Here is a 25,102-nt window from a genome sequence, read left to right as displayed (position 1 = left end):
AGCTCGAAGGCTTCGTTGATCTTCTCGAAGGGCAGATCGTGCGTCACGAACTCGTCGATCTTGAGCTCGCCCTTCATGTAGCGGTCGACATAGCCCGGCAGCTCGCTGCGTCCCTTCACGCCGCCAAAGGCGGAGCCCTTCCATACCCGGCCGGTCACCAGTTGGAACGGCCGCGTGGAAATCTCCTCGCCGGCCCCGGCCACACCAATGATGATCGATTCGCCCCAGCCCTTGTGGCAGCACTCCAGCGCCGAGCGCATGACGTTGACGTTGCCGATACACTCGAACGAGTAGTCGACGCCGCCGTCGGTCATGTCGACGATGACCTGCTGGATGGGATCCGAGTAGTCCTTGGGGTTGACGAATTCGGTGGCCCCGAACTGCCGCGCCATCTCGAACTTGTCGGGGTTGACGTCGATGGCGATGATGCGGCTGGCCTTGGCCATCTGCGCGCCCTGAATCACCGCCAGCCCGATGCCGCCGAGACCGAATACCGCCACGGTGGAGCCGGGTTCGACCTTGGCGGTGTTGAGCACCGCGCCGATCCCCGTGGTCACGCCGCAGCCGAGCAGGCAGATCTTGTCCAGCGGGGCTTCCTTCGACACCTTGGCCAGGGAGACTTCCGGCAGTACGGTGTATTCGGAGAAGGTCGAGGTGCCCATGTAGTGATGGATCATCTGACCGTTGTGCGAGAAGCGCGAGGTGCCGTCGGGCATCACGCCCTTGCCCTGGGTGGCGCGCACCGCGCTGCACAGGTTGGTCTTGCCCGACAGGCAGAACTTGCACTTGCCGCACTCGGCGGTATACAGCGGGATGACGTGATCGCCGGGCTGCACGCTGGTCACGCCCGGGCCGACTTCCTCGACCACGCCGGCACCTTCATGGCCGAGAACCGACGGGAACAGCCCTTCCGGGTCGGCCCCGGAGAGCGTGAAGGCATCGGTATGGCAGACCCCGGTGGCGACGATACGCACCAGGACTTCCCCCGCCTTCGGCCCTTCGACATCGATCTCGGTGACGTCCAGGGGTTTGCCGGCTTCCCAGGCGACAGCGGCTCGTGATTTCATTCAAGCATGCTCCTTATTATCGTTGTAATAGTGTTCGGTCATCCTTTGCAGAGGCCGAAGCATGTACTCAGTCTAGATGAGTATTGGCGTGTTGATTAACGGAGCCTGGCTCATAACACCATTGCCACAGGGCAACAATGACGCCGCCGATACGCCACGACACATGAACCGCTACGTCCGCATGATGGGTTTCTTCCTGATGTGGCGCGCCGGCGCGTGCGCCCACCATTGCCAGGGCAGTCCCCCGCTGACCAGCGCCTCGGCGTGAGCGGTGAGGGACGCGGCAGTGAAACTTTCTTGGGCGCGGGCCATCTCAGCCCAGGGTGCGTTATTAAAATCAAAGGTTTGCGGGAAAGCCACGGACTGGCGAGAGATGTCGAAAGTAGCGCTGCGCAGCGCCTGCCAGTATGCCAGGATCGCCGCATCCAGTGTCTCTGGCGCCCCCCAGGCAGCCCGCAGACTGTCACGACGACGCGCCAAGGTCGCCGCGTCCAGGCGTGCCGATTTCACCGCCTGTTCATGGATGAAGTGTGTGATCGCCTGCTGCAGTTGCTCGATATCGGCATGTGGCGACTGGACGACATAGCCGAGCCGGGGCCAGCCCTGCGCCTCGCGGTAACGTACTGCAGCAATATAGCCCAGTGCACGGCGCTGGCGTAACTCGGTAAAAAACGCCGCGTCGTGACACCACGCGAGCAGTTGCATCAGCAGCCGGCTCGTCGGGCTCGCGTCCAAAGCCTCGACCTGCAGCATCAACGCGTAATCTTCCGCCTCGGGGTCGAGCCAGTGCCAGGCCGTTTGCTCAGACGGGGGTTGGCTTTTCCATGTTCGGGAATTCGTCATGCCTTTCGTGAAAGAGGCGAGCCGCGACGCCAGGCACCGGCCACCGGCACGCGCCTCGCCGGCACTGAACTCTCCTGCCGCCCAGCCAAGCGCCTCCGGCTTGTCCTGTGTCTGTTGCTGACGCAAGGAGGGGCTTTCCAGGCGCGCAAGCAGGCGTTGCGCCAACAGCCCCGGTGGCGGAGACAACGGCTCCCGGCCCCCCTCTGCGGACAAAGGCTCTGAGGGCAACGCCTTCGGCCAGGCCGTGAGCGCTTGCATGACAGCTGAGGTCAGATAGCCGGGCCGCCCCCGTGCGATCAGCCAATCGCCCAGGACATCGCCCCCCAACGTCATCAATACGCCTTGAGCCTGCGCCGCCTGACGCAACGCCAGTGTACGCCGCTGCCAAATCGCCAGGCGAGCGGGTTGGCGCTGTGGCGGCGCAGGCCAGCCCACACACCAGCTACCCCCCTGTTGCCGGGGGCCTGCGCCCCACCAGAGCGCAAATGGAGCGGCCTCGAGCCGTCCGGGAGCCACCGGACGGGTATCGGCCATTCGCGGTTGGCGAAGCAGACTCGGTGGTGTGCATAGCGTCAGTCCGAGCGACTGCGCTAAGGGCTTATCCGTCTCTTGTCGCCAAGTCTCATCCCGGTATTCACGAAACCTCGTTAACGTTTGCGGAACATGCTGAACCGCCGACCAGTGCGGGGAGTCGGCAATATCATCGAACGTAGCCACTTCCTCCACGACCCGACACGCCGATGGCGCGAGCCACGTTCTTAGCTCAACCCCGCTCTGCTCGATCTTCTTGTGCTGCCCCTGGAAGCTTTTCTCTTCGACGTCACCCGTTGGCGCATTTCGACCGCACAACGGCAAACCTCGCGCCAGACGCCGCGCCTGCATGACCGGCCAATGCTCGATGTCCTGGCCGACAACGGCGCGTGGAAAAATGAAAGGGGATGAAGGGCAGCTCGGCAAAGCGGCCCTGCTTCCTTCGATATGGCGAAGCTTTTGCCGTATCGCCGCCTGGCATGTTGCCAGCAGCACTCCGACCTGCCGGGTTCCCGATTCGGTCATGACCAGCGCAAGCGACAATGCCGTCCCGGTGGCATCCACCGTCAGGCTGACAATGAGATCCGTAATCCTCCCTTCATGCTGCAGAGTCTTCGCCAGGCTCCCGTCGCAGAGCGCCGCTTTCAACCGATCCACTCGGCCGCGCGACGCTTCAGCCAGTGCATGGGGCAGGGGCCAGAGCAGTTCCAAGGTTGGCGCGCGTGCCGGCAATGTTTCAGGCAGGCACCATTGCAGATGGGCCAGGGAAGCCGCGGGTTTCCAACGCCACTCACGGGGTGGCAGAGGCTGCGCACCGGTAGGCACGGCCGCCCCCGCGGCCTGCAATAGCGCCAATTGCTCGCTTAGGGGTGCCGGGCCGAGCATTACCAGGCTCATGCGCTCGGCCCGGTAATGGGCGCGGTGAAAGGCCACGAGTTGCTCACGCAATGGCGCAGCGTCATCGCCCAGGCTGGCGCGGTTGCCCGCATGGCAGGCATGCGCCGGGTGAGACTCCACGCAGAAGCGCGAAAGCACGGCCTGGCGATGCAACGCCGGATCGCCCAGGCGCGCGTGGAACTCGGCGTCGAGCACATCGACCTCGCGACCGATCGCGGCCGTATCCAGGCAAGGATGCAGCAGCAGTTCCATCAGCCGCGTCAGCCCGGCTTCGGCAGCAGTGGGCGGTAGTGTCAGGTGAAAATCGGTGGTGTCCTCGTCGGTGCGCGCATTGTAGCGACCGCCCATGTCGCCTATCCAGGCGGCGAATTCACCGGGTCTAGGTGCAATCCGCGAACCCAGAAACAGGGCGTGTTCGAGAAGATGCGCCAGTCCCGGCAAGGCGTCAGGCTCATCGAGATAGCCGACACCTACCGCGACCGCCAGACGCACCTGACGTGCTGTGGGCACTTCGATCGCCAATAGCGCCAAGCCGTTGTCCAGGCGCTGCGTGGCGACCCGGCTGTCGCTAGGCAGCTCAGGAAAGCATGCCCCGTCGATCGCTTCGTAAGCGTCCATAGCGGCTTTCACGCCTCCAAGCATGCCGCCGCGCTAAAGAACGACAGCTCTGCCGCGATCATGCGCTGACGGTTATCGGGGCGACGGATGCCGTGCCCCTCGTCCTCGAACATCATCACTTCGGCGGCTACGCCGCGTTGGCGTAGCGCCTCGGCCATGGCCAATGTCTGTTCGGGCACCACCACCGCGTCCTGCATCCCCTGAAAGAAGATGACCGGCGCCCCGATGTCAGCGACTCGATGCCGCGGGCTGCGTGACCGCTGCACCTCGTCGTCGCCCAGCAACCAGCCAAGGTAGCCGGACTCGAAGCGGTGGGTCTGCAGCGCCAGACGCGGAGCATCGGTAACGCCATACAGGCTGGCCCCGGCGCGAAATTGCGAGGTGCTCGCCAAGGCATTGAGCACCGTGAAGCCACCCGCGCTCTGCCCGCGAATGAACAGTCGCTCGGCGTCGGCAACGCCCTGGTCAATAAGCTCCTTCGCCATGGCCGTGACATCTTCGACATCCAGGCGCCCCCACTCGCCCGCAAGGCGCTCGCGAAAGTCCCGGCCCCAGTTGCCGCTGCCCCGCGGGTTGATATCGGCCACCGCGAAGCCCTGACCGACCCACCAGTGCACGAGCGGATCGAAGACCGGGTAGCTTGCCGAAGTGGGCCCGCCATGCACGCGCACGATCAGTGGCGCAGGCGCGCGGCTGGCCGCGTCGGGGCGATAGACGAAGGCCGAGACCCGCTCGTTATCGCCGACCTCGGCAGTGACGGTATGTGGCTCGGGTGCGCCAGTCGGCGTATCCAGGGCAAACAGGCATTGGGTCTCGCCATACATGCGTCCTTCCAGACAAACCCGCTCCAGGCGTGCCGCATGGCGTGGGCCTTGAGTGATGGCATACAGCCAGTCATCGGCATACGCCACGCCGATGATCCGGGTCGCTTCCTCCAATAGCCGGGCATGGATCTCTCCCCGGGCGTCGAGATGCAGCAATTGCCCGGCCCCCTGCGCAAAGCGCATCACGATGCCCTGCATCTGATCCGCCTCGCCATACCAGAGGTGGTGACATTCGCCCAGTTGCCAAGGCGTGGGAGCGTGATCCGCCGGGCCATCGCTCAGGCGTTGCACGTCCCCGTCCTTCAACCGATAGGGCTGCCACCAGCCACGATGATCGCTGAGGAAGAACAACTCCCCGTCCGCGGCAAAACGAGGCTGCGTGACCGCCGCGCCGCCATCCCAGCCCACCGTGCGCTCGATCCGCCCTTGGGCATCGAGTTCCGCGAGACGCAGGCGTGAGCGTTGCCAGGGCATATGCGGCAGCTCCCACTCCACCCAGGCGAGGCGCTTGCCATCGGGTGAAAGCGTCGGCGCACCATAGAAATCGGCGCCTTGGGCCAGCACGGAGCAGTTGCCCTGGGTAATCGCCACCAGGCGCTGCCTGCCATACAGGCTATCGCTCAATTCTTCCACGGCCAGGACTCGCTGGCGTCGAACGTCGCTCTGTAACCCGCCATAGCATGCATTGGGACGTGCCCACCATTGACAGGACTCACCGCCGTCGAGCGGCTGATACAACAGCGCCTGGTTCGGCCTGTCCACCACGACTACCCCAGCGTCGAGGCAGGCGTAGGCGCCACCGCCATACCCGTTGACCCGACTGCCGACATCGCATTCGGGGGGTGTCAGGACGCGGGCTTCGCCATGTTGCCAATGCCATAGTGTCCTTCGACCGCTCTCCGGGTCCGCGGCTAGCCAGAAAGCCCCCTCGGCCGTGGCCTGCAGTTCGCCCAGGCCATCCGCCGGCAGGGCCGCCGCCCGTAGCGCTTCATCGGTCATACGCGGCAGAACACCTTCGACTCGCGGGCGTTGCGTGGCGTCAGCTCGGCCACGCCACGCGAGTCTTGCGCCGCTTCATGGCGCGCTGCTTCGATAAGGCCATGCTCGGGAGACAATGCACACACCGGATCGGTGGCCGCGGGATCGCCCGTGAGCAGGAAAGCCTGGCAACGACAACCGCCGTAATCCTTATGTCGCTCGTCACAATCGCGACAGGGAGCCGGCATCCAGGCATCGCCACGAAAGCGGTTAAAAGCGAAGCTTTCATACCAGATGCTGTTCAGCGACTGCTCGCGCACCGTGGGAAACGCCATGGGCAGCTCGCGGGCGCTATGACACGGCAACACCGTGCCATCGGGCGCTACGGTCATGAAGATGGCGCCCCACCCCCCCATGCAGGCCTTGGGGCGCTCGGCGTAATAGTCAGGCACCACGAACAGCAACCGCATGTCGTTGCCCTGGGCCGCGAGACGCTTACGCCAGCGCTCGGTCGCCGCCTCGGCTTCGATAAGCTGAGCCTCGCTGGGCAGCAATCCGGCTCGGTTGAGGTAAGCCCAACCGTAATGCTGACAATTGGCCAGCTCCACGGCATCGGCGCCCAGCTCGACGCATAATTCGATGATCCGCTCGATCTGGTCGATGTTGTGCCGGTGGATGACCACATTGAGTACCATCGGGTAGCCTGCAGCCTTGACGGCGCGGGCCATGGCCAACTTCCTGGCATAGGCTTTGCGCGACCCGGCCAGCGCCCCGGCCATATCGTCATCCGCCGCCTGCAGGCTGATCTGGATATGATCCAGCCCGGCATCGCGCAGAGCGAGAATACGCGCCTCGTCGAGTCCCAGCCCCGACGTGATCAGATTGGTGTAGAAACCAAGCTCACGGGCCTCGACGACCAGCTCTTCAAGGTCGTTGCGTGTCAGCGGCTCACCGCCGGAAAATCCCATCTGCACGGCGCCCATGGCACGGGCCTGGCGCAGTACGTCGCGCCACTCCTCGGTGCTCAGTTCGTTGCGTCGTGCGGCGAAATCCAGCGGGTTGGAGCAATAGGGGCACTGCAACGGACAACGATAGGTGAGCTCAGCCAGCAGCCAAAGTGGCGCACCGGCGCTAAGCTCGGCGTGAGAGAGTGGTTGATCAGCCATGGCGTATCCACCCCTGTTGGACTGCGTCGAGAAGAAACTCCTTTACGTCCGGCTCTATCGTGGGCGCATCGGGATAGCGTTGCTGCAGTTCGGCCACCAGCGCCTGAACATCGCGCTGTCCGTCGAGCAGCGCCAGGATGGCGCCGGCGCTGTCATTGAGCTGCACCATGCCTTCGGGATAGAGCAGCACGTGGCGTTGCTGGGCTGGTTCCCATTGCAGGCGCCAGCCGGGACGCAAACGGTATACCGCCGCCGGGCTGATATCGGCCGGATTCATGTCAGCCCCCGGTGGTAAACGCGCCGGTCGGTCACACTATGATAAGGCGCGCGCCCCAGTTGATAGGCCAGCGTCATCGCATCAAGCATGCTCCACAACACGTCCAGCTTGAATTGCAGTATTTCGAGCGCACGCTGCTGGCTTTCATACGTCGTGCATACCGTGAGTGCCACCTCGAGGCCATGATCGACATCGCGCCTGGCCTCGCTCAGCCGCTTGCGGAAATAGGCATATCCGCTGGCATCGATCCAGGGATAGTGTTGCGGCCAGGTATCCAGCCGATTCTGGTGGATGGCCGGGGCGAACAGCTCGGTGAGCGACGAGATTGCCGCCTCGCGCCAGTCGGCACGGCGCACAAAATTGAGATAAGCATCCACGGCAAAACGCACCCCGGGCAGCACATATTCCTGTGACCATAGCGCCTCACGGGTCAGCCCCACCGCTTCCCCCAGGGTCAGCCAAGCCTCGATCCCCCCCGCATCCTCGTCATGTCCATCATGATCCAGCAGACGCTGGACCCAGCGTCGACGGGTCGCGGCGTCGGGACAATTGGCGAGCAATGCCGCATCCTTCTGGGGAATGTTGATCTGATAGTAAAAACGATTGGCGACCCAGCCGCGTATCTGCTCGGGCGTGGCCCGCCCTTCGGCCATGTCCACCTGATAGGGGTGGTGAATATGGTAATACTCACCCTTGGCCATCAGCGCTGCGCGAAACGCCTCTCTGTCACGCGCGAGCGTAGGAGAGTCGGCCGATAAAGTGCCCAGCGGTGGCGCAATCGACGTCATGGCAGCGCTCCTTTTGAGAATGGTTCAACTTGACGACGCGATACGTGTTGATGCGGAGGCCGCGGCGCTGCATGACGCTTCTGGCTCACTCGCTATAGCGTCAACCGCAGGCCATCGTGGGCCACCTCGATAGCGTGATCTGCCAATACGGCTCGCTGTGCCGAGGATTCGTCGAGAATCGGGTTGGTATTGTTGATATGAATCAGGATGCGCCGCGTCGCCGCGGGGAGCCTGTCGAGTTCGGCGATCAGCCCCGTTTCTCCCGCCAGGGCCAGATGGCCCATATCCGTTCCCGTCGACTGGCCAACTCCGACACGCTGCATTTCGTCGTCATGCCATAAGGTGCCATCGACCAGGACACAATCGGCACGCTGCAACCAGGCACGCACGCTCTCGTTTAGCTGGCCAAGGCCGGGGGCGTAGAACAGCGAGCCGCCACTGGCCGTCTCCTCGATGAACAGGCCCAGGTTGTCACCCGGCGTGGGCGAACCCCGCCTTGGAGAATACGGCGGTGCGTTGCTGTCCAGCGCCACGGCCGTGAAGGTCAGCCCCGGACAGAAATCTATCGTAAAGCATGACTCGCGCCGGGATTCATGAATATCGATCGGCTGCCAACGCAACCCACCCTGCCAATGTTCAAGCATGGGAAACAGCGGGAATCCCGTGCTCAGGTCCTGATGAACGTTGGGAGTACACCAAACGTCCAGAGGGCACCCTTCACGCAGTGACAGTAGGCCAGTGACATGATCAATCTGGGCATCCACCAGTAACACGCCGGCAATGCCCGTATCGCGCAGCTGCCGTTGGGGATGAAGTTCAGCATTCTGAGCGATCTGGGCCCGAATATCCGGCGAAGCATTGCAGAGCAACCAGCGTTCTCCGTCACTGCTGATGGCAATCGAGGACTGTGTGCGGGAGCGGGCCGCCATGCTGGCATTACGCACGCCTTGGCAATTCGGGCAATTACAGTTCCATTGAGGAAAACCACCGCCCGCGGCCGCCCCCAGCACCAACACATGCATATGTTCTCTCCTCGCGAGGCTAACGCAAGACGCTCCGGATAACGGAGCGTCTTGCATGCCACTTGCTATCAACGGTTAGAGATATAAAGCGTCACTTCAAAGCCAAGGCGTAGATCGGTATAAGCGGGTTTGGTCCACATGACAGCCTCTCCTTCAGCAGATTTTTTTCGGGTCTTTCCAGCAACAGTAAAGCACTCCTTCCTCAAGATTGATCCCATACTTTGGGAGGGATAGGCGATTTCGCATTAACAGGGAAGACTAATCTTGATAAAACGATAATCTGAGCTCTTTGCAGCGCCTATTTGTAACGAATGTGTAATCGTCAGCACGATCAATATTGGCGTGCAGACATACTCATGAGAGACAACGGGAAATAGAATGTTTACATTAATAGCTGTTGCCTAAAGGAGAATAAAAAATGAAGGCTGCTTATGCTTTCTTACTATTTATGCCATTTTGTTCTATGAGGGTTCTTGCCCAAGAGCCTCCCCAGAACGATTACCCTACCCAGGCACGTGTCGAATATGTCTTTGGTTGTATGCAGCAATTAGGCGGTGAAAATTACGACAACCTCTATAAATGCTCATGTAGCATCGACCGCATCGCCGATCAGGTTTCCTATGCGGACTTCGTCGCGATGGACACCTTTGCCCGCGGCCAACGCGCCGGAGGCGAACGCCCCGAAGTCTTGCGTGAGGGGCGTCAGGCCGAGTCGGGTCGCGCCAACCTGGCCAAGATAAAACACCAGGCGGCGACGCAGTGTTTGATCGACGACGCCGATAACAGCTGATCGTCTCGCCGCTCGACTCGACATCCTTCACGACGCCTCATACCCGCTATCGATAAACCTGCCTCCCTCTCCGGGCCGGCAGGTTTATCATGTCAGACCTAAGCATTTCTCAATCCTGGCTCTCGTTTACGGCTAGCGATGTAAGCGCTCTTATGCCTTTTCCTTCTAACTTCTCCATCTCTTCAGCATGGTTTGTCTTTAAAGCCATTCATTATTGCCCCACCGCAACAGTATTGTTCCATTCAACAGCGAATCTCGGCATAGAAATCTCTAACTTATTCTCCTTTATGTGTAGGAAAAAAATTAGTAATTGACGCTATTGAAGAGACCACCATAATCGTTTTTACCGGGTTCGGTTTCGCCAGCCAGCTCGGAATAAAGATAAATATAAGACCCATATGGAGAACGTCATGAAAGGTAAGAGCTCGAATGGGGATGCGAAGCGCCTATTCACAGGCAGTCTCGCCGCACTGACAATGATCGTTTCCGGCACGACCTTGGCCAATGAGGAATTGCTTGAGCTTCAAAAAGACCCCGATCAATGGGTCATGTGGGGCGGACAGTATAACGGGCAACGCTACAGCGAACTGGAGCAGATCAATAAAACCAACGTCGGCCAGTTACAGCCCGCGTGGACGTTCTCCACCGGGGTACTGCGAGGCCATGAAGGAGGCCCGCTGGTACTTGAAGATACGATGTATATCCAGTCGCCTTTTCCCAACAAGGTTCTCGCGATCGACCTGAATACCCATGCGATCAAGTGGAAGTACGAACCGACCCAGAATCCCCAGGTTATCGGGGTGATGTGTTGCGATACGGTCAACCGCGGCCTGGCCTATGCCGATGGCAAGATTTTTCTGCAACAGGCCGACACCACCCTGGTGGCGCTCGATGCGCAGACGGGCGAAGTCGTCTGGAAAAGCATCAACGGTGATCCTTCCAAGGGCCAGACCGCGACCAACGCACCGCTGGTCGTCAAGGACAAGGTCATTACCGGGATCTCGGGAGGTGAATTCGGCGTGCGCGGTTACCTGACGGCGTACAACATCGCGGATGGCAAACTGGCCTGGCGGGCCTACAGCACCGGCCCCGATGACTCGATGCTGATCGACCCGCAGAACACCATCGACGGTGCCACCGGCCAGCCGGTGGGCCAGGACTCCAGTCTCCAGAGCTGGGAAGGCGACCAATGGAAGATCGGGGGCGGCACCACATGGGGCTGGTTCACCTACGATCCTGAACTCGACCTGCTCTATTACGGCACCGGCAACCCCGGCACCTGGAACCCGACCCAGCGTCCGGGCGACAACAAGTGGTCCATGTCGCTGTTCGCTCGCGACCCCGATACCGGCGAAGCGAAGTGGGTCTTCCAGATGACGCCGCACGATCAGTGGGACTATGACGGCGTGAACGAAAAGATCCTGGTGGACCAGGAAATCGACGGCGAAATGCGCAAGCTGGTGGTGCATTTCGATCGTAATGGCTTCGCCTACACCCAGGATCGCGAGACCGGCGAACTGCTGGTGGCACAGAAATACGATCAGGACGTTAACTGGGCCTCCGGTGTCGACATGCAAACCGGCCGGCCGCAAGTCAACGAGCAGTACGCCACCGCGGGCAAGGAAGACACCAACGTAGAGGGGATCTGTCCTTCGGCGCTGGGCACCAAGGACCAGCAGCCCTCCTCCTTCTCGCCCAAGACCGGACTGTTCTATGTCCCCACCAATCATGTGTGCATGAACTACGAGCCGTACCAGATCGACTATACCGCCGGACAACCCTATGTCGGAGCCACGCTGTCCATGTTCCCGGGACCGGGTAACATCACCAATCCAGTCAAGGAGCTGGATGCGGACCGCATGGGCACCTTCATTGCCTGGGACGCCACCAAGGGCGAGATCAAGTGGTCGATTCCGGAACGCTTCTCGGTGTGGAGCGGTGCACTCGCCACCGCCGGCGATGTGGTGTTTTACGGAACGCTCGAAGGTTACCTCAAGGCCGTGGACGCCAACACGGGGGAAGAGCTGTACAGCTTCAAGACACCCTCCGGCATCATCGGCAACGTCAACACCTGGCGCCATGACGGCAAACAGTATATCGGCGTCCTTTCGGGTATCGGGGGTTGGGCCGGCATCGGCATGGCGGCGGGCCTGACCGACCCCAACGAAGGCTTGGGTGCCGTCGGCGGGTATAAGGATCTGTCCAATTATACCCAGTTGGGTGGCGTACTCACGGTCTTTACTCTGCCCGACACTGCGGTGGACGTTGCCTCGAACTGAACGCGTCGTTAGGTATGTCTTTTTCAAGCTGCGAGAAGCCCTTATCACGAACCGGAACCGGTCGGGATAAGGGTTATCCCCGGCGCGAAACGCCTAGTTCTCCTTTATCTGCATAAGTGCACGCCATGAATAAGAAACCGATACTTTTCGCATGTGCCCTATCGTTTGCCTTAGTGCCCTTGTCCCTTTCATCGCCAGTCCTTGCCCAGAGTGACGGCGCCGCAGTGACCCATGACTACAGCAATTACGGCGCGGCGGAATATACCCGTCCCCAAGAAACCGACACCGAAAGTACCTCCAAGGAATCCAGCAAGCCGGCCGTCAACGATTACAGCAGTTACGGCGCAGCGGAATATGGCAGTTCAGACGACACCGGCGAAACCTCCGGGGCCGCCAACGCTACAGACAGCAGCGCCAATACGGTTGCCAGCGACTCGCCAGCCAATGGCACGCCTTACGAGGTCGATTGCAACGGCAGCACCTGCAAGGCCAACCCGCCCGTGGTCGCGGGTTACGAAAAATTCGTCGGCCACTGTTCGCAGTGCCATGGCGAAACGGCCGAAGGCAGCACATTCGCGCCCAGTCTCGTGCAGCGTCTGCAAGGCATGGATAAGCAGCAATTCATCCAGATCGTGACCAACGGCAAGACCACGCAGGATCCGGGCACCGGTACGTACGCGGTCATGCCGCCCTGGGGCGGCAACAAGTCCGTGATGGGCAATATCGATAACATCTGGGCTTTTCTCAAGGCCCGATCGGATGGTGCTCTGAAAGCGGGCCGGCCGGAGTCGATGTAATCGGCCTATGCTGGCTCCGTGAACAGGACCTGCCCGTGAAGTGGCCGAATAGTGCCCATCCCGGAGAGCGACGCCAAGGCACCCCTGAAGATCATGTCCGCGCGGCGCTCATGCAGGTCTTTTCAGACACCTCGTCGACCACACAAAAGGAAACCGGGCTTATGTTCGGCTCATACCATGAATAGACTGTTTTCCCTTGTCCCGATACGCCGGTCCCTGCAGACATTGGGACTGCTGGGCTTCTCGCTCGTAGCGCACGTCGCCCTTGCGGCACCGTCACCGGCAGATGACGCCCTGCGCGTCTGTGCCGACCCCAGCAACATGCCCTTCTCCAACGAGCAGCGCGAGGGTTTCGAGAATCGGATCGCGGCGCTGTTCGGCCAGAAACTCGATGTTCCGGTGGAGTACGACTGGCTGCCCGAACAGATGGGGTTTGCACGCAACACTCTCAAGCGCTGGCTGCCTGAGGAGCAGCGCTATGCATGCGACCTTATCCTGAGTGTCGGCAGCGCGTTCGAAGTCGGCAAGACCACGTTGCCCTACTATCGCTCGACCTACGTGCTGGCTTATGTCAAAGGCCGTGGCCTGGACGATATCGCATCGCCGGCCGATCTCGCCGCTCTCCCCGACGCGAGAAAGCAGGCGCTACGGATCGGCGCCTTCACCGGCTCGCCTACCGCCGACTGGATGCTCGAGCATGACCTGCTCGACCAGTTGGTGAGTTATCGTGCCCAGTCGGGCAGTTGGGATGAAGACCCCAGCGACATGGTGACCCAGGATCTGGTCAATGGTGACATCGATATCGCCATGATCTGGGGCCCCATTGGCGGCTACTTCGCCAACGCAGTCGATGACGTGCAGATCGAGGTGGTGCCTTTCCCGCGCGACGCTGGCGGAAGCTTCGACTTCCCGGTATCGATGGGCGTGCGTTACGGCAACGATCAGTGGCTAGCTACCGTGCAACAACTTATCAACGACAATCAGCAGGAAATCGAACAGATCCTGCAGGAATACCATGTGCCGCTGGTCCCGCTGCAGCCGGAGGACCTTCAGCCACAGGAGGACGACGATGACTGAACACACGAGCCGGCCTCTTCAGGCAACCGATTACGCGCCGCGCCACTGTCGGTGGAGGCGGGGCAAGTGTCTTGCTGGCGTCGTCATGCTCACAACCCTCGCCCTGCTCGCCCAGGGCGTCATGGCTGCCGAGGAGCCCGAGGCAGACGGCTTCTCCCAGGCCAATCAATTGCTGTTTCTGAACGATCACCTTAGCGCAACCGACTATCCCGCCCGCTACCATTACCACTTCTCGCGAAGCGGCACACCGAACGATTTCGAAGATGAAATCGTCATGGAGGCGCGTAACGGCGACGGTCAGGCCAAGCAGGTCCATCTGCAATACTTCAGCGGCGAGCGCCAGCAACATGTGCCCGATATCGACAATGCCCGAGGCAACCCCATTATCATGATGTTTCTGCAGCGCGACGTTGCGGAAATGTCTGAACTGACGGGGGGCAACTGGCGCTACTTCCAGCGTCAGATCAAGCTGGCCCTGGAAAATTCCGCCAATGTCGAAGCGGTGACGCTGGACTACAACGGCAATCAGGTGACGGGCCAGCGTATCACGCTGCAACCGTTTGCCGAGGAGCGTGAGCACCGCGGCCAACTGGCCAGCTATCTCGACAAGACGTACCGCTTCACGCTTTCCGACGAGGTGCCCGGCAGCGTCTATGAAATGCAAGCGTCCGTTCCCGCCCACGCGGACGAGCAGCCAGTAGTGGAAGCGCTGAGACTGGACAGCGTCGAACCGCTGAATGAATAGGCGCACGATGCCCAGGCGTCGGCTTCTCGGGCTGGCTTTCGCCTGTAGTTCGCTGGCCTGGGTATCTTCCGTCCTCGGCGCCGAGGTTTCGGCTTCACCGCCCAGGACGATCGTCGTGCTGCCATTCGACCTGATGGATACCAGCCCACTCAACGATATCAACCAGGGCCCGCAGGCCGACGATCTGGCGCGGCTAGGCCGAACCCAGCAGACGATTCGACAAGGCGTCGATGCGCGCCCCGAGTTCACGCTACTCGACAATGCCGCATTAGCGACGCCGCTCGAAAGCGCCAAGAGCAGCTATCGCTACCTGCACGCCTGTAATGGGTGCGAACGCAAGATCGCGCAGTCATTAGGCGCCGAGCTGGTCATGGTGGGATGGGTACAGAAGGTCAGCAATCTCATTCTCAACATGAATGCCGTGATCCGGGACGTCGCGAGCGGACGAGACCTCGCCGGCGCTTCCGTCGACATGCGCGGCAACACCGATGAAGCCTGGACTCGGGCCGCTGAGCGGCTGCTCGACGATGACCTGATGCGCAGCTACCAGGCGACCCGGCACAAGTTGCAACAAACGCAATAATTACGCCAAGGTCTTTTCCGTCGTTGAAGCCGCTACCCCTTCCTGCGCGCCAGCCCCCGCTGAGGATCGTACCCCCAGGCGGCCGCCAGAAAGACCACCAGCAACGTTCCCAGCGCTACCGCGCATGACAAGGCATTGAACTGGCCATACATGGCAAAGCGGATCAGCTCGACACCGTGAGTGAAGGGATTGATAAGCGATAGCTGGTAAATGACCTGAGCGCCGGATTCGCGCAGCTTCCACAACGGATACAGGGCGGGAGAGAGAAAGAACATCGGAAAGATCACGAAGTTCATGGTCCCGGCGAAATTCTCCAACTGCTTGACATACACCGACAGCAACAGGCCCAGCGCGCCCAGCATCATACCCGTAAGCATCAAGGCCGGCAGCGCGTAGAGCAGCCCCGGCCACCAGGGTAGGTTCACATCGAACAGGGCGCAGACGATCAGAAAGGCATACGCCTGCAGTATGGATAGGAACGTCCCTGCCAGCAGCTTGCAAAACAGGAGGTAACTGCGCGGCAGCGGTGCGGTCAGCAACAGCCGCATAATGCCCATTTCACGGTCGTAGACCATCGCCAGCGACGACTGCATGCCGTTGAACAGCAACACCATGCCGATCAGCCCCGGGACGACATAGACCTGGTACTCGATATAGCTCTCGTAGGGCGGCAATACCGCGACACCGAAGACGCTCTTGAAACCGGCGGCAAAGATGATCAGCCATAGACTCGGACGGACCACCGCGGAGAGCAGCCGTCCGCGCTGATGAAGAAACTTGACGGTTTCCCGGGAGGCCACGGCGAACAGCGCCTGCAGCGCATGGCTGACATGACTCATCGTAGCGGCTCTTTATGCATGCCATTGCCCTTTGATTGCCTTGTTATCCATCGGCGAGCCTGCACTGGCTCTCGCGGGGGTCGAAGCCCAGCGTATCCAGCGCATTGGTTTCATGGAGAAACCCTTCAAAGGGTGCGCGTGCCATGACCCAGTTGCCGGAGCCCAGCAGAATCGGCTGTCGCAACTGACGGTTCCACTCGCGAAAGCCCATGCGATAGCCCTTGAACCCGTCGAGCACGATCTCATCGCCGACAAGATAGTCACGCAAGGCAGCGAACTCGGTGGTTTGCTGGCGCTGCACCGCCTCGACCACCGCCTTGACCGCCATCCAGGCCGCCCAGTCATAGGCCGTCATGTGCCGTTCGGCGAGCTTCTCCAGACGCTTGTTGAGCTGAGGCGCGCCATGCCGGTTCCACGCCCAGTGCCACGCCTGAGGCACCAGTCCTCCGCTGCCCACCACCGGGCGCGGCAGCTGTGTCTGATACGGCAGTTCGCGAGCGAACTCGCCTTGCGTGTCGGCAACATATACCACGTCGTAACCGACACCTGAGGTCAACAGACGGGGGTTGTTTCGGTCCCGTTCGCGGGGGTTGTTGCCCAGCAGGAATTCACGCTCCTCGACGATCTTGAGGCCGAAGCGCTTGGCAGAGCGGGCAAACGACGCCGCCAGGGACCGGTCGGCTTCTTGCGGCCCCACCAGCACCAGCACGTTGTTCCACTGCCGGGACAACAGATACTGCGCCAAGGCATCGTTTTGCATTGCGTAGCTGGGAATGGTGTGGAGCAGATTGGCCTGGCAATCCGGCCCGCGCAGCCGGTCTTCCAGCGCGGCGACATTGAACAGCACCATCTCCTCTCCCGCGAACGCACTCGCGACGTCCGCGACTGCCGGGGCGGGCAAGTCCAGCAGCACGAAGCGCTGTCCCGCCGCCTGCATCTGCCTGACCGCCTCGACCGCCGCGGCAACATCGGCGACTTCCTCCTCATCCAACTGGAACTCGACCCCCGCCGCCATGCCGGGAAAACGCGCCTCGGCCAGCGCCACTTCGGCGCCCGCCACCGGCCGGCCCCAGGGCTCGCCCTGAAATTCGCCTTCCAGACGCGCCTCGGAATAGCGGGGATCGTCAGCCAGCCCCACGTAGCCGAACACGAACGGCTCAAGCGCCGATTGCGCCGTTGCCGGTAGTGCCGTCAGCAGCAACAGCCCGAGCCATAACCCGGGCCATGCCAGATATCCGCCCCGCATGATCAGCCTCCCGTGGTATCGATGACCACACTATGCGGCACCCGCCCCACCGGTACCGAGCGCAGCTGTTCACGCGCCTGGGTATCCACCACCGAGAGATCGTCCGACAGACCATTGGTGACATAGAGCCGGCTACCGTCCTTGGACAACGCCAACCCCCAGGCGCGGCTACCCACCAACACGTAGTCCTCGATATCGTGCGACGCAGTATCGACCACGGCCACATGATTGGCGCGCCCCAGGGTGACATAGGCGGTCTTTCCATCCGGGGTGAGCAAAATACCGACCGGCGTCACATCCTCCGAACGGAATCCTTGGGGCTGGAAGTGAATTTCATCCACCACCTGGCGACTGTCGGTATCGATGATGCTCACCGATGCGGATAGTTCGTTAGACACCCACAGATGTTTTCCGTCAGGCGACAGCGCGAAACGACGCGGCCGGTTGCCAACGACGATATTGTCGGTGAGCTCCTGGGTTTCCAGGTCGACCCGATGCACCATGTTGGCGACCTCGGACGTCACATAGGCGGTCTTGCCGTCCGGTGTGACCAGCACGCCCTCGGGCTCTTCCCCCACATCGATCCTTGCGACCGCTTCTTTCGAGGCAATGTCATAAATCGAGAATTGCGCGTCGTCCTCATTGGAGATGTACAGCCGCTCGCCCTGCGGACCCAGCGCGAAGATTTCCGGATCGTCGATATCGGTGAGACGGTCGACCACCTCCATGCTTTCGACATCGATGATGTCGATGGAATCATCGTCACTGCAGGCAACGTACAATCGCGTGTGATCCGGTGAGAAGGCCAGCCAGCGCGGGCGTTCGGAGACGGCGATTTCCTTGATCTTCTCGAGACTCTGCCCATCCAGCACCGTGACGACATTGTCATCCTCACTCGAGACGAACAGGTTGCCGGTGCCAGCGGCAACCGCCGCTTGTGTCATCCCTGCCAACAGCGTACAAGCCAACAGTCTGCTGATATTTTTCATCCGTTTTCTCGCTCTTATCGTTGTAGGTTAAGGAGAATCAAGCAGTATCCTCCCGCGCCAGGGAAGGCTCGCCGGTCAATGCCAGAAACGCCTCCCCCAGGTGGGTCCTGCCCGCCTGCTCACAGAGGTCGGTGGGCGTAGAGGCGGCAATGCAACGCCCCTTGTGCAACACGATCACACGGTCGGCATCCTCGACCTCATCGACCAGATGTGTCGCCCAGAGCACACCCAGTCCACGGCCGACGCAGAGTTCGTGGACGTAATCGAGCAGCGTCCGGCGCGACGCGGGGTCCAGCCCCACGGTGGGCTCGTCCATCAGCAGCAGCGCCGGCTCATGCATCAACGCACGTGCCAACTCCACCTTGCGTCGGTTGCCGCCGGACAGGGTGCGCACCGCATCGCCGGCCCGCTCGGCCAACCCAACCCGCTCCAGCTCGGCATCGATACGCTTGCCTGCCTGCGTGCCCATTCCATGCAGCCGAGCGTGAAAACGCAGGTTGGCGCGTACCGTCAGGTCCAGATCCAGGGTGGGCTGCTGAAAAACGACCCCCAGGGAGGCCAGGGCCTGACGCGCATGGCGACGCATGTCATGTCCGCCAATCCAGATATGCCCCGCGTCCGGGACGAACAGGCCAGTCATCAGCTGGAACAGCGTGCTCTTGCCGGCGCCGTTGAGGCCGAGCAGGGCGACGAATTCGCCGCGTGCCACACTCAGTGAAACCTTTTCGAGCGCTTGCAGGGCCCCGTAGGACTTGCTGACCGACTCGACATGCAACACTGGGCGTGTCATGGCGTCGCTGCCCTTCCCGCCTGAGTCTCGCAGGTAGCCGCCTCGCGGGCCGTCAGCATGCCGGACAATAAATCGGGATGCCGGGTGACCAGCTCATGTTGCAGTCGAGCAATTTCGGGACCTTCCAGATGCCGAGGTCGCTCAAGCGGCACCGTGTAGTCCAGCATGACTCGGGTAGGCGAAGACGATAGGAACAGCACGCGATCCGCCAGGGCCAGCGCCTCGCGCAGATCATGCGTGACGAACAGCACCAGGGGGCGTTCGCGTTGCCACAATGACAGCAGCGAATCGCGCAGCCGATTGCCGGTGGGCATGTCCAGGGACACGAACGGCTCATCCATGAGCAGTAGCCGAGGACAGACCGCGAAGGCGCGAGCCAGCGCCACACGTCGCTGCATGCCCCCCGAAAGCTGGCCGGGCCAGGCATCCAGCACCTCACCCAGCCCCACCTCACGCAACAGCTCCACGGCCCGCTGACGTTCCGCCAGGGTATCGGGCAACACCAGGCGCACGTTGTCCAGCGCACTCAGCCACGGCATCAGGCGCGGCTCCTGAAACATCATGCCCAGTTGCTCCGGTGACTGGCCGGCCTTGTACAGCGGTGCCTCATCCCAGCACAACACGCCATCGAAATCGCTGTCGAGGCCGCTGAGAATATTCAACAAGGTGGTCTTGCCCGTCCCTGAAGGGCCGACCAGGGCCAGGAATTCCCCGCTGCGGGCGGAGAAGTCGAAATCGTGCAATACACAGGCGTCAGCGAAGCGTTTGTCGTGGATTCTCACCTCGAGCCCGCTCATTTGCGCCACCTCGTCAGATGTCGTTCCAGCGGCCGCATGAGCAGGGCCTCGATCAGCAGCACGACGCCGGCGAAAGCCAGGGTATACGCCAGGATGCTGGTGATATCGAAAAACTGGAAATAGATATGCAACTGAAAACCGACCCCATTGCTGCGGCCAAGCAGTTCCACGACCAGCACAATTTTCCAGATCAGCGCCAATCCGCCCCGTGCCGCCGCCATCAGATAAGGGTACAACTGTGGCAGATAGACCTGCCTTAGCCTGCGCAGGCGAGGCAAGCGGTACGCTTGGGCCACGTCCAGTAATCGTGTATCCACGGCCCGTGCGCCCTCGCGCACCGTGACGATGACGCTGGGAATCTTGTTCAGTGCCACCGCCAGCACGGCGGCGGTATCGGTCAGCCCGAACCAGATATAGCAAAGAATGATCGTCACCAATGCGGGAATGTTCAGTCCCAGCACCAGTGCGCCATCGAGGACGACATCCAGCCGTTTGTAACGCCCCATGACGATACCGAGCGCCGTCCCGATACACATCGCCAGTACGAAGCTCACCAGTACGCGCAGCAGCGTCACCCCGAGATGGTAGGGCAACTCGCCGGTCAGGGTGTGCTCCCAGAAGCTGGCCAGCACCTGCCATGGCGAGGGCAGAACCGCGGAGTCGGCAATCCGCGCCGCGAGTGCCCACAGCACGACCAGCCCCACCAGTGAGCCGGCACGCAACACCCCGTGTCGCCAATTCATGGCAGGCGAAATCCATCCCAGAACACCTCCGTACTCAGTTGTTGCACCTTGCCGATGAGATCGCTTCCGCCCTCTTCGGCCAAAATGGCGAACAGCTGTTGAGCCGCTTCGATTTCGGCCGTGCCGTAGTGCTCGGGAATTCCCGCCCGGTAGCCTTCGCGGATAGCGGCAAAGACCGCCTCGTTCTCGGGCCTGATCAATTCGCGCAGGTTCTCCCAGGCGTGATCGGAACTCGCCAGGATCTGCTTGGCCTCATAGGTGGCCAGCAGGAACTGCTGCAACGCCTCGCGGTGATCATTCGCCCACTGCTCGGCGAAGACCCAGCCCAGCAAGGGAGGAACGGTATCGATGCCAAGACTCGCCAGCATATCCTCGACCGTGACGAATGGCTGCATGCCCGATGCCTGGAGCTGTGCGTTGTAGTGCCAGAAGTTGACCGCCGCCGGAAGATCGCCATCGAGCATCAACTTGTTGATCATGGGCGGCGCGGCATAGGTGGGCTCGGTGAAATTAGCGAGATCAATGTTCGCGGTTTTCTGCGCATAGGCGCGTAACAGGAGCCAGGTCTTGTCCACCGGGCCCCCGGCGATGCCTAGCTTACGTCCCTGCAGATCCTCCAGCGACGCGATGCCGGCCTCCGGATCGACCATGACAGCTCCCACCGAGAGCGAGTAGGGAGCGAATCGATAGAGGCGTCCCACCGAACGTTGATGCGCCGCCCACAGCCAATCGGAAACCACAAGATCCACACGCTCGCCCTGAAGTGCCACGGCCAGCGCATTCTCGGAAGCCAAGGGCACGATGTCGAGGTCAATGCCGCGCTTTTCTGCCAGGTGGTGCTCCTGGACGACCTGCAGTTCCCAATTGACGGTACCGAACTTGAGCACGCCGATGCGCAACGCCTGATGAGCAGCTTGCGCATCGGGGTTGGCAAGGGCTGAGGTGGCGTAAAGCGCCGCGAATATCAGCAGTGACACCCAGCGGCGAAAATATCGACGCCGCCAGGCCGTTCGGCCGCAGCGAGCCGGGTGGTGGGGATGCGTTGAAGAAAAAGCGTCATTCATGAGAATCGCTCTTTTGGGTGTGGTTGGTCCGCAGCTTGGCCAACCCCATTCTTGTTCTTGATCCCGACTATGTGAGTCTGTCTTTATAAGATTACTGTGGAGGGGAAATCGGGATGGGAGATAGACAACTTTAGTCTCGGTTCGCTGACACGAAATCTCGGCTATTCGACATTAAACCGGCATCAAACGTCCTGAAACATTGGTCGCAATAATTTTTCATTATATAAATCCTAGTCCAACCGGCTTAGATTCTTCGCCAATGGCGGGATATTTACATCGAAGTAGAGAGGCATCCAAAGATGGTGCATCTGGTTGCGCGCCAGCCCGCCGGCATTATCGATCGCCAACTCGACGACAAAACATCACCGCACCGAAACGGGGTATCGCTATCATCAAGCAAGTAAACCAGGATCGAGTTTTCTAGTTTATTAACAGCGCCAAGCCACAAGAACAGAAGCAACGATTCGTTAACATCAACCAAGGGAGTCGCACGATGACCCTGTTCGATCTATCAGGCCGGACGGCACTGATTACGGGTTCTTCCGGGGGGCTGGGCCTGGCAATGGCCCGAGGCCTCGCTCAGGTGGAAGCACGCGTGATTCTACATGGCCGTAACCATGACAAGCTCGAAGCTGCCCGCGCAACGCTCGTCGATGAGGGCTGTGACGTGCTTACCACGAGGTTCGACATCACCGACGAAACCGCCATAACCGAAGCACTTGGCAAACTGAGCGATGCCGGGGTGGCAATCGATATTCTGGTTAACAATGCAGGCATGCAGCTTCGTCGACCTCTGGTAGAACTTGAACGTGAACAATGGGATACGGTGATCAACACCAACCTCACCAGTGCCTTTCTGATCGGGCGCAACGTGGCCCGCCAAATGATCGAGCGTGGCCAGGGCGGCAAGATCATCAACATCGGATCGCTGATGAGTTCCGTCGCCAGACCTACGGTAGGCGCCTATACCGCCGCCAAGGGTGGAATACGCCTGCTGACACAATCCATGGCCTCGGAATGGGCCGAGCATAACATCCAGTCGAATGCCATCGGCCCAGGGTATATGGCCACGGAAATGACCCAGCCGCTGATGGACGACCCTGACTTCAATGCCTGGATCATCGGACGCACCCCATCACGCCGCTGGGGCACACCGGAAGATCTGGTGAGCACTGTGATCTACTTGGCCTCCCCGGCCTCGAATTACGTCAATGGGCAGATCATTTATGTCGACGGCGGCATGCTGGCCGTACTTTGATACGGCTTGCCCCACAGCCACACGGCATGCCTCAAAGGACCGCCCCAAGGGCGTTCCTTCCTTGTATGGGATCTAATGGCTGAAATTCCCTGACCAAAGCCTAACCGAGCGGGCTCACCGTTCTCTGTAACATTATGGCATGATGATAGAAGGCGCTTATGCCCCCAAGGCAAGGATGGCACGGCAATCGTCGCCATTTCTCGGCCTTGACGGCATTAGATCAACCACGGCGTGACAATATCTTCATCGGGATGCCATCGATATGCATGCGTATCGATGGCCAGTGAATGCACGGACGAAGCCATGGAACTTGAACAAGAAGAACGCCCTCTCCAGGTCGAGATTACCGACGAAGCGCATATTGCCGATGTCGTGGATGGCCTGGGCAACGAGACTCATGCCTTGACGGTCACACTCGATCACTCGGCCACCGCCTTTCCGGTGACGCTATCGCAGGTCGACCCCGAGCGCCGCAGGATGACGTTGTCGCTGGTGGATGCTCAGAGTCTCAGCGAACCGGAGATTGCCGAAAGCAACCTGGTGCTACGCGCCGAGAGCGTAGCGGATACGCTGCATTTCGAAGCGCTGGAGACGTTGGAAGTCACCCGGAACGGAGACTGCCTGGAAATTCAGTGCAGGTTGCCGCGTACGCTTTACACGACATCCAAACGCCGCAGCGTGCGCATACCGTTCGTTCAGGGAATGTATGCCAAGGCACACGCCACGGTATTGCCCAACCAACCTCCCTTGGCCGGAAAACTGCGCAACCTCTCCTCCGGCGGCTGCCTGATGGAGATTCCCTTAAGCAAGGTGCCTTTCTTTCACATCGGAGAGCCACTGCCCACCGTGCGCTTCGAATTCCCCAATGGGGAACGCTTCGCCGCCGCGGGTATCATTCGTCACATCAAACCGGCGGGACGTTCACACTATGCAGCGGTGGGCATCGCATTTTTCAACCTCTCCTCGGAGCAGAAAAACCGCCTGATCCATTACGTCACCGAAGCCGAGCATGAAGCGGCCTATCGCAGCGGCTATGGAGGACGCATGGCCCGCCCCTCCCCGCTGTTTCGCTCGAGCCAGCGTGAGCGACAGCGCCAAGGGCATGGCCAACGCAGCCTGGCCGAGAGTACGCCCATGGTTCGGGCCGTTCGTGAAGTTGCCCGCCAGTTGCATATTGCCCTGCTGGCAATTCAGACCCAGCAGCCGGTATCGGGTGAAGCCCTGTACGAATGTGCCGACACGCTACTTCACTTGCTGGAGCGGCAACGGCAACAATTCCTCTACGCGCTCGCCTGCCTGGGCGACGAACCGCAATGGATACAGCACTCCGTCAATGTCGCCGGAAAACTGGGCGACCTGATGCTCGCCGAACCCAAGCACGCCCCTCAGGCGAGAGATGCGGTGGTCGCCGCCCTGTTGCACGACATGGGCAAGGCGATGCTGCTGAGCCAGGAGCTGAACTCGCTGGAAGGCCAGCTGAACGAACGTCAACGCAACCTGTTACGTCGGCACGTCGAAGTCCTCCTCGAGCATCTACAGCAAGCGGATTGGCTCGATAACAGGGTTCGCCACGACATCATCGGCTGTATCAACGAGCGTCTCGACGGTTCGGGCTACCCCATGACTCGCCTTGGAGAGGCGCTGTCGCCGGTCGCGCGCATGGCGGCAGTAATCGATGTCATCGATGCCATGATGCGTCCGCGTGGCGACCGTCCCGCCAAGACCGCTATCGAAGCCTACCGTTATCTGTATAACCGCCCCGAGCGATTCGACAAGTGGTGGGTAACCCGCTATGTGCAACGCCACGGTTTCTACCCGATCGGCAGCCTGGTCAAATTCTCGCGTGGCTATCTCGCCTGGGTGATGGAACTCGACGACGGCGGCCAACCGACGCGCGTGCGCGTCGTGCGCAACACTTCGCGAAGCGAACTCGCCATCAATAACATTCTGACCCGCGCCGACTTCGACCAACTGGGGCAGTTGGAGAGCTTGGTCAGACCAGAGCAGTATCAGCTCGTGCCGTTTTAGGTACGAAAAGGCTTTATTCTGCTGCATGACAATGGCTCTTGGCGATACACGCTCCCCTTGAGCAAT

General features: G+C 60.9%; 23 protein-coding genes. 8 read left to right on the top strand and 15 right to left on the bottom strand.

Features of this window, described 5'->3' with window-relative positions; genetic code table 11:
- The 8 genes from ACW4DH_RS16205 to pqqA all read right to left on the bottom strand — a co-directional run.
- Positions 1-1,067, bottom strand: a 1,067-nt coding sequence (locus ACW4DH_RS16205; RefSeq protein WP_459637443.1) for an S-(hydroxymethyl)glutathione dehydrogenase/class III alcohol dehydrogenase, incomplete at its 3' end; no start/stop codon positions are given.
- 171 nt (positions 1,068-1,238) lie between these two features.
- A complete protein-coding gene (locus ACW4DH_RS16200) occupies positions 1,239-3,956 on the bottom strand; it encodes an insulinase family protein (RefSeq protein ID WP_459637442.1) in 2,718 nt (905 codons plus the stop codon).
- A gap of 8 nt (positions 3,957-3,964) precedes the next feature.
- Positions 3,965-5,779: a S9 family peptidase gene (locus ACW4DH_RS16195; protein WP_459637441.1), complete on the bottom strand. Its 1,815-nt coding sequence runs from the start codon at positions 5,777-5,779 to the stop codon at positions 3,965-3,967.
- The gene (gene pqqE, locus ACW4DH_RS16190; RefSeq protein WP_459637440.1) at positions 5,776-6,924 is read right to left on the bottom strand and encodes a pyrroloquinoline quinone biosynthesis protein PqqE; all 1,149 of its coding nucleotides are present in this window, start codon (positions 6,922-6,924) and stop codon (positions 5,776-5,778) included. Before pqqE ends, ACW4DH_RS16195 begins: the two co-directional genes overlap by 4 nt.
- On the bottom strand, positions 6,917-7,201 hold the full coding sequence (gene pqqD / locus ACW4DH_RS16185; RefSeq protein ID WP_459637439.1) for a pyrroloquinoline quinone biosynthesis peptide chaperone PqqD: 285 nt from the start codon (positions 7,199-7,201) through the stop codon (positions 6,917-6,919). The genes pqqE and pqqD overlap by 8 nt, the downstream gene beginning before the upstream one ends.
- Positions 7,198-7,989, bottom strand: coding sequence for a pyrroloquinoline-quinone synthase PqqC (pqqC, locus tag ACW4DH_RS16180; RefSeq protein WP_459637438.1), 792 nt, complete (start codon positions 7,987-7,989; stop codon positions 7,198-7,200). The genes pqqD and pqqC overlap by 4 nt, the downstream gene beginning before the upstream one ends.
- 92 nt (positions 7,990-8,081) lie before the next feature.
- Positions 8,082-9,011: a pyrroloquinoline quinone biosynthesis protein PqqB gene (gene pqqB, locus ACW4DH_RS16175; protein WP_459637437.1), complete on the bottom strand. Its 930-nt coding sequence runs from the start codon at positions 9,009-9,011 to the stop codon at positions 8,082-8,084.
- A 68-nt stretch (positions 9,012-9,079) separates the two neighbouring features.
- Positions 9,080-9,151 (bottom strand): pyrroloquinoline quinone precursor peptide PqqA, encoded by a 72-nt coding sequence (gene pqqA, locus ACW4DH_RS16170; RefSeq protein WP_081786101.1) that lies wholly within the window; start codon positions 9,149-9,151, stop codon positions 9,080-9,082.
- A 278-nt stretch (positions 9,152-9,429) separates the two neighbouring features.
- Here pqqA and ACW4DH_RS16165 point away from each other — a divergent pair, with 278 nt between their 5' ends.
- From ACW4DH_RS16165 to ACW4DH_RS16140, 6 genes are all read left to right on the top strand, one after another.
- On the top strand, positions 9,430-9,801 hold the full coding sequence (locus ACW4DH_RS16165; protein WP_459637436.1) for a hypothetical protein: 372 nt from the start codon (positions 9,430-9,432) through the stop codon (positions 9,799-9,801).
- Positions 9,802-10,211: 410 nt separating this feature from the next.
- Entirely contained in the window at positions 10,212-12,080 is a 1,869-nt protein-coding gene (locus ACW4DH_RS16160; protein WP_459637435.1) for a methanol/ethanol family PQQ-dependent dehydrogenase, read from the top strand.
- A 125-nt stretch (positions 12,081-12,205) separates the two neighbouring features.
- Entirely contained in the window at positions 12,206-12,877 is a 672-nt protein-coding gene (locus ACW4DH_RS16155; protein WP_459637434.1) for a c-type cytochrome, read from the top strand.
- 177 nt (positions 12,878-13,054) lie between these two features.
- Positions 13,055-13,954, top strand: a complete 900-nt coding sequence (locus ACW4DH_RS16150; protein WP_459637433.1) for a quinoprotein dehydrogenase-associated putative ABC transporter substrate-binding protein — start codon at positions 13,055-13,057, stop codon at positions 13,952-13,954.
- 85 nt (positions 13,955-14,039) lie between these two features.
- Positions 14,040-14,699, top strand: a complete 660-nt coding sequence (locus ACW4DH_RS16145; protein WP_459637432.1) for a hypothetical protein — start codon at positions 14,040-14,042, stop codon at positions 14,697-14,699.
- A complete protein-coding gene (locus ACW4DH_RS16140) occupies positions 14,692-15,282 on the top strand; it encodes a DUF3280 domain-containing protein (protein WP_459637431.1) in 591 nt (196 codons plus the stop codon). The genes ACW4DH_RS16145 and ACW4DH_RS16140 overlap by 8 nt, the downstream gene beginning before the upstream one ends.
- A gap of 32 nt (positions 15,283-15,314) precedes the next feature.
- Here the strand turns inward: ACW4DH_RS16140 and ACW4DH_RS16135 are convergent, their stop codons facing one another.
- From ACW4DH_RS16135 to ACW4DH_RS16105, 7 genes are read right to left on the bottom strand one after another with little or no spacing between them, the layout of a single operon-like run.
- Positions 15,315-16,121, bottom strand: coding sequence for an ABC transporter permease (locus ACW4DH_RS16135; RefSeq protein WP_459637430.1), 807 nt, complete (start codon positions 16,119-16,121; stop codon positions 15,315-15,317).
- A gap of 43 nt (positions 16,122-16,164) precedes the next feature.
- Positions 16,165-17,367, bottom strand: coding sequence for an ABC transporter substrate-binding protein (locus ACW4DH_RS16130; RefSeq protein ID WP_459637429.1), 1,203 nt, complete (start codon positions 17,365-17,367; stop codon positions 16,165-16,167).
- Between the two features lie 2 nt (positions 17,368-17,369).
- The gene (locus tag ACW4DH_RS16125; protein WP_459637428.1) at positions 17,370-18,356 is read right to left on the bottom strand and encodes a PQQ-dependent catabolism-associated beta-propeller protein; all 987 of its coding nucleotides are present in this window, start codon (positions 18,354-18,356) and stop codon (positions 17,370-17,372) included.
- A 37-nt stretch (positions 18,357-18,393) separates the two neighbouring features.
- Positions 18,394-19,146: an ABC transporter ATP-binding protein gene (locus ACW4DH_RS16120; RefSeq protein ID WP_459637427.1), complete on the bottom strand. Its 753-nt coding sequence runs from the start codon at positions 19,144-19,146 to the stop codon at positions 18,394-18,396.
- Positions 19,143-19,943: an ABC transporter ATP-binding protein gene (locus ACW4DH_RS16115; RefSeq protein WP_459637426.1), complete on the bottom strand. Its 801-nt coding sequence runs from the start codon at positions 19,941-19,943 to the stop codon at positions 19,143-19,145. The genes ACW4DH_RS16120 and ACW4DH_RS16115 overlap by 4 nt, the downstream gene beginning before the upstream one ends.
- On the bottom strand, positions 19,940-20,686 hold the full coding sequence (locus ACW4DH_RS16110; RefSeq protein ID WP_459637425.1) for an ABC transporter permease: 747 nt from the start codon (positions 20,684-20,686) through the stop codon (positions 19,940-19,942). The genes ACW4DH_RS16115 and ACW4DH_RS16110 overlap by 4 nt, the downstream gene beginning before the upstream one ends.
- Positions 20,683-21,750 carry an ABC transporter substrate-binding protein gene (locus ACW4DH_RS16105; RefSeq protein WP_459637424.1) on the bottom strand — a complete coding sequence of 356 codons (1,068 nt, stop codon included), beginning with the start codon at positions 21,748-21,750 and terminating at the stop codon, positions 20,683-20,685. The genes ACW4DH_RS16110 and ACW4DH_RS16105 overlap by 4 nt, the downstream gene beginning before the upstream one ends.
- Before the next feature lie 493 nt (positions 21,751-22,243).
- Between ACW4DH_RS16105 and ACW4DH_RS16100 the strand changes: the two genes are divergently transcribed.
- Both ACW4DH_RS16100 and ACW4DH_RS16095 read left to right on the top strand, forming a co-directional pair.
- Positions 22,244-23,008, top strand: coding sequence for an SDR family oxidoreductase (locus tag ACW4DH_RS16100; RefSeq protein WP_459637423.1), 765 nt, complete (start codon positions 22,244-22,246; stop codon positions 23,006-23,008).
- 303 nt (positions 23,009-23,311) lie between these two features.
- Entirely contained in the window at positions 23,312-25,036 is a 1,725-nt protein-coding gene (locus ACW4DH_RS16095) for an HD domain-containing phosphohydrolase (RefSeq protein WP_459637422.1), read from the top strand.
- The last annotated feature ends 66 nt before the right edge of the window (positions 25,037-25,102 follow it).

Source organism: Halomonas sp. WWR20, assembly GCF_054602495.1.
The sequence above is the reverse complement of the archived record's forward strand: the minus strand, read 5'-3'. Positions and strand labels throughout refer to the sequence as shown.

Coding starts and splice junctions, on each gene's coding strand:
- pqqD (WP_459637439.1), bottom strand. CDS start 7,201: ATGAATCCGGCCGATATCAGCCCGGCGGCGGTATACCGTTTGCGTCCC.
- ACW4DH_RS16200 (WP_459637442.1), bottom strand. CDS start 3,956: ATGGACGCTTACGAAGCGATCGACGGGGCATGCTTTCCTGAGCTGCCT.
- ACW4DH_RS16095 (WP_459637422.1), top strand. CDS start 23,312: ATGGAACTTGAACAAGAAGAACGCCCTCTCCAGGTCGAGATTACCGAC.
- ACW4DH_RS16145 (WP_459637432.1), top strand. CDS start 14,040: ATGCTCACAACCCTCGCCCTGCTCGCCCAGGGCGTCATGGCTGCCGAG.
- ACW4DH_RS16160 (WP_459637435.1), top strand. CDS start 10,212: ATGAAAGGTAAGAGCTCGAATGGGGATGCGAAGCGCCTATTCACAGGC.
- ACW4DH_RS16135 (WP_459637430.1), bottom strand. CDS start 16,121: ATGAGTCATGTCAGCCATGCGCTGCAGGCGCTGTTCGCCGTGGCCTCC.
- ACW4DH_RS16155 (WP_459637434.1), top strand. CDS start 12,206: ATGAATAAGAAACCGATACTTTTCGCATGTGCCCTATCGTTTGCCTTA.
- ACW4DH_RS16195 (WP_459637441.1), bottom strand. CDS start 5,779: ATGACCGATGAAGCGCTACGGGCGGCGGCCCTGCCGGCGGATGGCCTG.
- pqqC (WP_459637438.1), bottom strand. CDS start 7,989: ATGACGTCGATTGCGCCACCGCTGGGCACTTTATCGGCCGACTCTCCT.
- ACW4DH_RS16130 (WP_459637429.1), bottom strand. CDS start 17,367: ATGCGGGGCGGATATCTGGCATGGCCCGGGTTATGGCTCGGGCTGTTG.
- ACW4DH_RS16165 (WP_459637436.1), top strand. CDS start 9,430: ATGAAGGCTGCTTATGCTTTCTTACTATTTATGCCATTTTGTTCTATG.
- ACW4DH_RS16110 (WP_459637425.1), bottom strand. CDS start 20,686: ATGAATTGGCGACACGGGGTGTTGCGTGCCGGCTCACTGGTGGGGCTG.
- ACW4DH_RS16100 (WP_459637423.1), top strand. CDS start 22,244: ATGACCCTGTTCGATCTATCAGGCCGGACGGCACTGATTACGGGTTCT.
- ACW4DH_RS16125 (WP_459637428.1), bottom strand. CDS start 18,356: ATGAAAAATATCAGCAGACTGTTGGCTTGTACGCTGTTGGCAGGGATG.
- ACW4DH_RS16120 (WP_459637427.1), bottom strand. CDS start 19,146: ATGACACGCCCAGTGTTGCATGTCGAGTCGGTCAGCAAGTCCTACGGG.
- ACW4DH_RS16150 (WP_459637433.1), top strand. CDS start 13,055: ATGAATAGACTGTTTTCCCTTGTCCCGATACGCCGGTCCCTGCAGACA.
- pqqE (WP_459637440.1), bottom strand. CDS start 6,924: ATGGCTGATCAACCACTCTCTCACGCCGAGCTTAGCGCCGGTGCGCCA.
- ACW4DH_RS16105 (WP_459637424.1), bottom strand. CDS start 21,750: ATGAATGACGCTTTTTCTTCAACGCATCCCCACCACCCGGCTCGCTGC.
- ACW4DH_RS16115 (WP_459637426.1), bottom strand. CDS start 19,943: ATGAGCGGGCTCGAGGTGAGAATCCACGACAAACGCTTCGCTGACGCC.
- pqqB (WP_459637437.1), bottom strand. CDS start 9,011: ATGCATGTGTTGGTGCTGGGGGCGGCCGCGGGCGGTGGTTTTCCTCAA.
- ACW4DH_RS16140 (WP_459637431.1), top strand. CDS start 14,692: ATGAATAGGCGCACGATGCCCAGGCGTCGGCTTCTCGGGCTGGCTTTC.